Source organism: Rodentibacter rarus (assembly GCF_001998965.1).
Taxonomy (GTDB): Bacteria; Pseudomonadota; Gammaproteobacteria; order Enterobacterales; family Pasteurellaceae; genus Rodentibacter; species Rodentibacter rarus.
The window spans coordinates 1-8,449 of sequence record NZ_MLHJ01000094.1; the positions used below are offsets into that span (position 1 = coordinate 1).

16 protein-coding genes are annotated in these 8,449 nt (G+C 31.6%); 10 read left to right on the forward strand and 6 right to left on the reverse strand.

Annotated features, from left to right (window positions below):
* Positions 1–686 precede the first annotated feature (686 nt).
* The 8 genes from BKK50_RS09120 to BKK50_RS09160 all read left to right on the forward strand — a co-directional run bounded on the left by BKK50_RS09120 (position 687) and on the right by BKK50_RS09160 (position 4,167).
* Positions 687–950 (forward strand): AbrB/MazE/SpoVT family DNA-binding domain-containing protein, encoded by a 264-nt coding sequence (locus BKK50_RS09120; RefSeq protein ID WP_077417425.1) that lies wholly within the window; start codon positions 687–689, stop codon positions 948–950.
* Between the two features lie 3 nt (positions 951–953).
* Positions 954–1,307, forward strand: coding sequence for a type II toxin-antitoxin system PemK/MazF family toxin (locus BKK50_RS09125; RefSeq protein WP_077417426.1), 354 nt, complete (start codon positions 954–956; stop codon positions 1,305–1,307).
* Positions 1,308–1,499: 192 nt separating this feature from the next.
* Entirely contained in the window at positions 1,500–2,141 is a 642-nt protein-coding gene (gene parA / locus BKK50_RS09130; RefSeq protein ID WP_077417429.1) for a ParA family partition ATPase, read from the forward strand.
* Positions 2,134–2,364 carry a hypothetical protein gene (locus BKK50_RS09135; protein ID WP_077417431.1) on the forward strand — a complete coding sequence of 77 codons (231 nt, stop codon included), beginning with the start codon at positions 2,134–2,136 and terminating at the stop codon, positions 2,362–2,364. Before parA ends, BKK50_RS09135 begins: the two co-directional genes overlap by 8 nt.
* Positions 2,365–2,618: 254 nt before the next feature.
* Positions 2,619–2,798, forward strand: coding sequence for a hypothetical protein (locus tag BKK50_RS09145; protein WP_077417435.1), 180 nt, complete (start codon positions 2,619–2,621; stop codon positions 2,796–2,798).
* 177 nt (positions 2,799–2,975) lie between these two features.
* On the forward strand, positions 2,976–3,290 hold the full coding sequence (locus tag BKK50_RS09150; RefSeq protein WP_077417437.1) for a hypothetical protein: 315 nt from the start codon (positions 2,976–2,978) through the stop codon (positions 3,288–3,290).
* Positions 3,291–3,300: 10 nt separating this feature from the next.
* Positions 3,301–3,858 (forward strand): hypothetical protein, encoded by a 558-nt coding sequence (locus tag BKK50_RS09155; protein ID WP_077417439.1) that lies wholly within the window; start codon positions 3,301–3,303, stop codon positions 3,856–3,858.
* Positions 3,859–3,909: 51 nt separating this feature from the next.
* Complete coding sequence (locus tag BKK50_RS09160) at positions 3,910–4,167, forward strand: hypothetical protein (RefSeq protein WP_077417441.1); 258 nt, start codon at positions 3,910–3,912, stop codon at positions 4,165–4,167.
* Between the two features lie 126 nt (positions 4,168–4,293).
* Here the strand turns inward: BKK50_RS09160 and BKK50_RS09165 are convergent, their stop codons facing one another.
* The 6 genes from BKK50_RS09165 to BKK50_RS09195 form a co-directional block, all read right to left on the reverse strand.
* On the reverse strand, positions 4,294–4,857 hold the full coding sequence (locus BKK50_RS09165; protein WP_077417443.1) for a recombinase family protein: 564 nt from the start codon (positions 4,855–4,857) through the stop codon (positions 4,294–4,296).
* 22 nt (positions 4,858–4,879) lie between these two features.
* On the reverse strand, positions 4,880–5,164 hold the full coding sequence (locus BKK50_RS09170) for a hypothetical protein (protein WP_077417445.1): 285 nt from the start codon (positions 5,162–5,164) through the stop codon (positions 4,880–4,882).
* 256 nt (positions 5,165–5,420) lie between these two features.
* Positions 5,421–5,684: a PB1 domain-containing protein gene (locus BKK50_RS09180; RefSeq protein ID WP_077417449.1), complete on the reverse strand. Its 264-nt coding sequence runs from the start codon at positions 5,682–5,684 to the stop codon at positions 5,421–5,423.
* 28 nt (positions 5,685–5,712) lie between these two features.
* Positions 5,713–6,150 (reverse strand): hypothetical protein, encoded by a 438-nt coding sequence (locus tag BKK50_RS09185; protein WP_077417451.1) that lies wholly within the window; start codon positions 6,148–6,150, stop codon positions 5,713–5,715.
* Positions 6,151–6,331: 181 nt separating this feature from the next.
* Positions 6,332–6,547, reverse strand: a complete 216-nt coding sequence (locus tag BKK50_RS09190) for a hypothetical protein (protein WP_077417453.1) — start codon at positions 6,545–6,547, stop codon at positions 6,332–6,334.
* Positions 6,548–6,573: 26 nt separating this feature from the next.
* Complete coding sequence (locus BKK50_RS09195; protein ID WP_077417455.1) at positions 6,574–6,843, reverse strand: hypothetical protein; 270 nt, start codon at positions 6,841–6,843, stop codon at positions 6,574–6,576.
* 820 nt (positions 6,844–7,663) lie between these two features.
* On the opposite strand from BKK50_RS09195, the gene BKK50_RS09200 reads away from it, so the two are divergent.
* Positions 7,664–8,158, forward strand: a complete 495-nt coding sequence (locus tag BKK50_RS09200) for a J domain-containing protein (protein WP_077417457.1) — start codon at positions 7,664–7,666, stop codon at positions 8,156–8,158.
* Between the two features lie 43 nt (positions 8,159–8,201).
* Positions 8,202–8,435 (forward strand): hypothetical protein, encoded by a 234-nt coding sequence (locus tag BKK50_RS09205; RefSeq protein WP_077417459.1) that lies wholly within the window; start codon positions 8,202–8,204, stop codon positions 8,433–8,435.
* The last annotated feature ends 14 nt before the right edge of the window (positions 8,436–8,449 follow it).

An 8,449-nucleotide genomic window follows, 5' to 3' on the forward strand; every position in this document is an offset into this window, starting at 1 on the left:
TTGCATGATCATTAACAACTAAACCCTCCTCACTCATAATTTTACCGCACTTTTTATTTTGTCGAGAGATGAAAGGGGCGGTTATACGCGCTTATCAGATTTTGTTCATATTTTCTTCTACAAGCAGAGAAATTTGAATAGAGATGTTGGCCAAATTTTTTCATTTCTGAAAATTTATCAAAGTAATCCACAAAAATTGTGGATAAATTTGTGAATTATGAAAGTTAATTACACTTATTATTGCGAAACTTATAGTTTCCTTACGGAAAAATAAAAAGATTAAAAAATCGAAGATTTTTTAATCATATATAGCACCCTACTACGTAGGGCATAATTCGAGCATTAATTAACAATAATAGGATAACCTTACTGCAACCAGTTTAGGAAAATTGCTCCTGTGCTTGTCAAGGTCAAGCCCTCCGGGTTGGCTACGCCAAACCTTGACAATCACCCGCAATTTCCTAATGGTTTTGCAGAAGGTTATCCCTCTCTCTGTGCTAACGCACAAATTTTTACAATTAAATCTTGATATATTTTTTTCATTACATATAATAACCAATGTATCATTTAATGATACATTGGTTATAGAGGGATATCTAAATACATAAATATTTAGATTTGAAATAAAGATGAAACATGAGGAGTTATCTAGATAGGCGGAGTACGGAGTATCTAGATAAAATAAAATGAACGCAATTACTCAAGTAAAACAATGGGGAAACAGCAAAGCCTTAAGATTACCAACTGACTTTGCTCGTCTAATGAACCTAAATATAGGAGAGAACATCGAATTAAGAAAAATTAATGAAAAAACAATCCAATTGGTTATTCTCGATAAACCAAAAAAACAACGATTAACTTTAGCAGAAAGAATAAAACTCACTAAAGCTGATAAACTTCAACCCATTAATGATTGGGATAATTTAGTTCCAATCGGAAAAGAGATTTAAAAAATGATTAAACCTCAATTTAAACGTGGTGATATTATTAGGATCACGTTAAATCCTACTCTTGGGCGAGAATTACAAGGGGAAAGTCGCCCGGCACTTGTCCTTAGTGGTGAAAATTTTCACGCATTAGGTTTTATGTTAATAGCCCCTATAACTCAGGGTAACGCAGAATTAGCAAGAGATAATGGTTTTGCGGTATCGCTATCCGGAACTGGCTGTAAAACCCAAGGCGTTATTGTTGCCTATCAAGCAAGAATAATTGATTTTACTAAACGAAACCCTAAGAAAATAGAAGAAGCCCCTGATTATATTGTTTCAGAAACACAAGATATTGTTAATGCAATTTTGAATGATTAAATTTCTTAGAGCAAAAAGCCAAGTTTAAAACTTGGCTTTTTGTTTTGGCTGACAAATAAAAACTTACATATTTTTTTAAATAATTATTTTTTCAAATAAATATTTATTTATTTATTTATTTGTATAAATAAATATTTGTTTATTTTTATATTTGTGCTAATATTTGTTATCAGTACAGATAAGGAGGACTACATGAAAGTGATTGCTGTTTTAAGCCAAAAAGGGGGGAGTGGGAAAAGTACCATATCTATCAATATTGCCCGGTCTTTGCAACTTAGAGGATATAATGTTGCACTAATTGATACTGATCCACAGGCTTCTGCTCGAGAGTGGAATGCGCTTTCAAATGAAGATTTTTTCCCGGTGTACGGCTGTGATAAAGGCATATCTGAAAAAGAGATTAAACATCTCGAAAAAGTCGCAGATTTTCTTTTAATTGATGGTGCGCCTCGTATTGAGAAAAGTATGACCGATGCTATCCGGCTAGCCGATTATATTTTAATTCCACTTAAACCATCTCAATTTGATATTTGGGCCTGCAAAGATTCAATCGAACTTGTTCAAACTCGAATGCAAATAGATGATAAATTAAAGTCCGGGCTTGTATTAAGTCAAGTAAACAAGAAAACGAATTTAGCAAAAGAAGTTATTCAGTTTATTCAGGAAAATTTTGAAATACCGTTGCTACAGCATAGTACAGGCTCAAGAATTAGCTATGCAGAGGTATTGAGTTCCGGAGGGACGGTTTTTGAAAGTCAATCGAAAGAAGCCAAAGAAGAAATTAATCAAATTACTAACGAAATTTTAAAGGAATTAGGAGTAGAAAATGTCTAAAACCAAATTAACAAAAGGATTATCACTTGGAAGCATTGAGAAAGAAGCTATGCCGGAACTAAAAGCCGATTTAGAAAAAACGAGTGAAAAGAGAACAACATTGTATCTTGATGAAAATGTTTACCGTGCAATAAAACGCTATGCGTTTATGCAAGAAATAAAACTTAAGGATTATATTAATGATATTTTGCGTAAAGATCTTCGAGATAAGGGGCTGTTGTAATGTATTATGCTTATACTAAATAGATTAGATAAACTGCTTTCTGTTGCCAATTACTATCTTGAGCAGCTAAGACAAAAGTCTGTTCTTGCAATTATGGCGACAGTTATTTTTATTTGTACTATCTTGATGCATAGTATCATAGGTGGTTCGCTATTCTTTTTTGTAGATGTATGCGTACTCATTGGGCTTTATCGTAGCCTTCAGGCAGCTTATATTAATGCTCATTATCCAAAGCAATAATTAAGGAGAAAAAGATGTTTAAATCTGATCCAGAAATAGATAATCACCCTTTGTATAGAGCTTTAAAGGAAAATAAAGATAACTATGTAATGGATTCTAAAGGAGGTGTATATTTAAAGCCTGAGTATGCTGATAAAAAACTCAGAGAGATTCTTCTGAAGCTCAAAGACATAAAAGTAAGGCGGCATAAATAATATTTGCAAGAAAAGGTATTTTGATAAACAAATAAATATTTGTGCAAATAAATATTTGTTTATTTGTAAAAATATAGTATAATAACCCCAGTTAAACGGCAAAGAGTCGAATAACTAAAACGGTTCTCACATAGTGGGAATTTCTTATCAATTTAGAACCTATAAGGGGCTATCATTATGTCTAATCAAGAACAATTAGGAAAAAAAGAAGTTATTTGTAAATTTAGCTTAATCATTTTGCTTGGGGCAGCCCTCAATCCTCAAGAGTATTTTCCGCAAGCGAAAACTTATTCTGATGTTGTAAATTTTGCGTTTGATTGTAATCCAGTTCAAGCAGAAGAGATTTTTATTCTTGATGCTTTTCAAGAAAAATTAAGTGCTTTTCTTGCTGATTTATGGATTGAGCTGGGTTCAGATTATTACACGCTGAAGAAAACAAAAATGTTCTTGCAGAGTTCTTTAATTTCTCAAGGTTATGAAATTCAACTCTAAGGGGGATTATATGAAATGCGAAGAATATAAAGGTAAATTTGACAGCATTTTCCAAAAGATAGGGACTGAAACAGCTTCTATTTGGAAAGGTGAAAAATGGTCAAATTATCTCGATGCTTTGAATTATGTTTCCTTTATCCGGGGGCAAGAAGTACGCGTTAAACTTGAATTTATCCGGGATCGGGTCAAGGCGGCGGTATATGTTGGGAATTACCGTTTAGATTACCGGAATTATTTTTCAAAAGAAATTTCATTTGGGGCATTTAAATCTGAAGCAAAAATAGCACAGGATTTACTCAATCGATTAGAACTTAATTCACTTAATGAAAAGGTTGTAAATATCTTGGAAGCAAGGAAGAAATCTAATGAAAATAAAGAAAATGAGAAGTACAGAATTGAGCTATTTAAGAAATTCATACCTTTTAAGGAGGGATATAATGGAAAGTTGTATGCCAAACCTAAAAATGATGTAAGTATTGAATTTGAGCCACATGCTAATATTTTAGAAATTAGAGGCGACACTGAATTGCTTATAGCAATTTGTGCTAATATTAAGCAATTATTGTAATTTTAACAAGGGATAGCTATTTTCTATGGCTATCCCAAATAAGGAACGACAATGGACAAAAATACAATCTTTGCCAAGCTGTTTAGGCTTACTCCTTTTTCTTATGATATACCTTCATTTATTGAGTTAATGGCTAAATCCGGCTATTCGGTGACTAAATCTCAGATTAATTGTTGGCAACGAAGAGAGGGGACTGAAAAATCGCGTCCGGTTCCGGATTTTGTTTTTGAAGTAATTTTTAGTTATTTATTTGAGAGAAAAGTCAAAGGGTTGGAAATTATCCCTAGATTTGAAGAAAAAAATGAATAAAAAAAAGCAAATAATTATTTATTTGTTTTTACAAATAAATATTTGTTTATTTGTAAAAATAGTATAGTAAGCACAGTTAAACGGCAAAGGAGGATATATGAATTATGCTTTAACTTAATCCCTAGATTATGCTAAGGATTTTCTTTCTCGATACGCTGTTGTTTTTGATATATCGTATTTTTTTGCGAGTTGAGATAAAGTAAATCCTCTTTTTACATCTCGTTTAAATGCGACTTTTTGGGCTTCTGTAAGTGCTTTAGGTCTCCCTCCTTTTCCTGCTTCGCCTTTCGCTAAACGACCTTCCATTGTACGTTCTCGAATTAAATTGCGCTCCATTTCGGCTAGAGCTGCCATAAAAACAAATTTGACTTTATCGAATGGATCTGTGCGTTTTTCTGTATCAATTACGCCATCAAGACTTTTTAACCCAATACCACGGCTTTCAAGCTCTTCGTAAAGGTTCAATATTTGGCTTGTACTACGCCCTAGGCGGTCTAATTTCGTTACTACGATAGTATCGCCCTCGCGCACAAAATTAAGCAATTCATCCAATCTTGCACGGTTTTTACCTTTTGCACCGGAATTTTTCCCGGTGAAAATTTTAATGCAGTCTACATCTTGAAGTAGCTTAACTTGCTCTTCGTAACTTTGCCCGATAGTACTTACCCGGGCGAAACCTATTAATGCCATTTATACACCAGATTATTTATAGTTAATATACATCAGTTCTTGTTTCTATACACTTAAAAAGATTATCATTTTGGTATATTGTTATTTTAGAGAAATAAGACTTTTTATATTTTATAACCCTGTTTTTTTCATCTTTTTCTATTTTACCAATCACCTTTTCATTTATTAATATTGAGCCTTTTATATCGTGACAGATTAATCTATTTTCATTTAATTCACCTTTTAATGATATAATTGCATAGGGAATAAAAATTATACCTAATATAGACAATAAAAATAATGTTTTATGGTCTATTTCTCGTTTCATTTTATCTCTCCTAGTGTTTTAAAATACTTTACCTAAAATAGAAATTAAGTCATGAACTAGACTGATAATTATTACAAACATTCCTATAATTATAAGAGAGATAGAAGATGATATTAATAATTTATAATTCTTAAGTCCCAATTCATCTAATATCCATTTTTTAGTGGGTATAAATATAAAAATAAACAACCCTATAATAATAGTTGTCACTCCTATTGATGTGTAAATATCTAGCATTTAATTTATCTCGTTTTAACTATTCTTTTTCTTTGCATTTTAATAAGTTATTATCCTTAATAAAGGATACTTTGGTTCCATCTGTCTTAGTATATGTTATAATTTCATTGTTATAGCTTACTTCATCAACTGTAACTTTATTGTCTATAATTGTTACTCCGTTTGAATCATGGCAGATAAAGTGTTTTGGTTTTTGTTTAATTATCTGAAAGAAACCTCCTATTAATATCATGGTAAAACACCATAGTATAATTCCTATATTATCTTTAATAAATTCTTTCATATTTTCATATTTTTCATTTATTTAAAACTTAAATTTTGTTCCAGTCTTTGAGGTACTTATCAGAATAGATTAGTTCTAAAAATTTTGTCTCCATTTCCCAAAATGCCTTAACTAGTGTTCCTTCATATCTTTTATGAAAATTAGTTATGTTCTCTTCTGCGTCTTCAAAAAAATCTTTTTTATGCTGTAAAAAAAATAATCGTCTAAAGTAGTAGTCTTGTAAAACGAGATCAAAGAAGAGAGAAGAGTTATTTTTGAAATAATCTGGATTATTTTTTAATATTTCTTTAGCTAGGGTATTTACTGATCCTCTATATTCATTCCAACGTTTTAATAGTGTGGAAGCATAATCTAATTTAGATCGGCTTACATAATTCAACTCTATATTTTGATTCATACTTTTTATTTTATCTAAGTGTTCTGTTTTAGTTATTCCACCTAGTAAACGGATTAAGAAATTTTTCATATCATTTGTACTCCTTTTCAAAATTTAAGACTAAGCAACAGTAGAAAAAGAACACTTATAACTATAATTATTCCCACTGGAGCTATAGGTAAACCGCCATCTTTGATGTAAACAGGTTCAGGTTTTTTGTATTCGTGTGATCCTTTTTTCATATCATCTCCTTTATTCAAAACTTAAAATTTTATTGACACCAGTAACGCCAAAAACAAATTAACTCTTCATAATTTTGTCTAGAGGCATTTGGAATCTCGAAATCAGAACGTTCTGAAAGAGTTCTCACTATCATTGTCTTATCAGATGTATATTCAACCGAAACAATCTTTCTTACATCAAGGCATTTTTGTCGCTTGGGGCTATCAAATATATAAAGTGAATGTTTAGGGGTATCAGTTTCCATTTTTTCTCCTATTCAAAACTTAATATTTATGCTTTTAATAAAACCGATTCGGATTCAATTTTCTTTTTTATTAGGAAAAAATCGTACCTCGTCATAGTCTTATATTCCTTGAATATTTTATAAAACTTTTCTTTGAATCTATTTTCAAATTTATCAATTTCTGATACTGGCATAAAGAATCTAGGTGTATATCCGATAGCATTCAAAATTAGATCGGTTAAAGATTCCACATCTTCATCTGTTAATCCTGATAAATTGCCTCGGACAAAAACTCTCATTCTTGTTCTAACACCCATTTAACAATATCCCCTTATATTATGTAGCTGAATAGCCGATATAGAATGAATATAGTTGCTAAACCAAATACGCTAGACACCGTAATTAGCCATAGCCAATATGGAACTCCCCATACTGTACTTTTCCATATTGAACTTGTGCCTTTGAATAAAAATTCTTCATTTTCTTTATTCATAAAATACCCTTGTTCAAAAGTTAACAGATTTGAATAGGATAATATAACTATATTCAAAACTATTCAATTGGTATTTTGAATATGTCCAAAATAATTTTTTATAGTTTTGAATACTTTGGGGCTTCCCCTCCCTTTGGTCGGGTCGGGCTTGCATTTTTTTATGGCCGCAAACAGCCATAAAAAAACTCAACCACCGCAAGCGGTGTTTTCGCCTATCGGTGCTAATCCCTAAGCCATAAGTAAAATATAAGATAACCAATGAACAGGGGGATTCAGCTTGGTTGCATTTTACGGTTTCCGCTCTTCTTTTTGTCAAGGTCAAGCCCTCCGGGTTGGCTACGCCAAACCTTGACAAAAACCGCTACAACCGTTTCATTTAACCAAGCCGAAGCCCCCTATTGTGCAGTGATAAATCCTGCAAAGTGCGGTCAATTTTTTTTGAGGGGGAATTTAAAATAGTATTTGCAAATAAAAGGCATTTTAACAAATAAAAAAAAAAATAAATATTTTCACAAATAAATATTTGTTTATTTGTAAAAATATAGTATAATAACCCCAGTTAAACGGCAAAGGGTCGAATAACTAAAACGGTTCTCACATAGTGGGGATTTCTTATCAACTAGAACCTATAAGGGGCTATCATTATGAACATTAACCAAGCATTAAATATTCTAGATCTTAAGGGTACAGTTACAAAAGATCAATTATCAAAAGCCTACAAAAAAATGGCGGTAAAATATCACCCTGATCGCAATCCGGCAGGCGTGGAAATGATGAAAATCATTAATTCAGCTTATGAATTTCTAAAAGGTTTAAATCTTGAAGAGATTAAGCATACAGACGAAAAGAATGCTTATGATTATTCAGCCGATTTAGAAGTAGTTATTTCTGAAATATTAAAAATGCAAGGCGTAGAAATTGAAATTTGCGGAAATTGGATTTGGCTTTCGGGTAATACGAAAGAATACAAAGATCAGATTAAATCATTAGGTTGTTTTTGGGCTAGTCAGAAGAAAAAATGGTATTACAGACCGGCAGAACATAAGAGCTTTAATCGTGGCTCTTGGACTATGGAAACAATCAGGGCTAAATATGGCTCATCAAAAGTAAAAAGTAAAAATTTAGAACTTACCGCATAAACATAGAAAGCCCGCTTAGGCGGGCTAATAAGAGGTTATAATTATGATTGAATTAAGAAAATTAGAGATTAAAGAATACGCTGAGGCGGTTATTTATGCTTTTGAGTTTAAAGAGCCTATCACTTCCTTTTGTTTTAGAGGAAAGAATGAATTAGGTTATTTTTTAGAATGTATGAATGACTTTAAAAAATCTATTAATTTAATCAATTTAATTGAAGAGGAAAGGAACAAAAGAAAAAATATAAAGAAAATTTCAGATAGCATCATTTTAGCATAAAAGAGAAGAGAAAG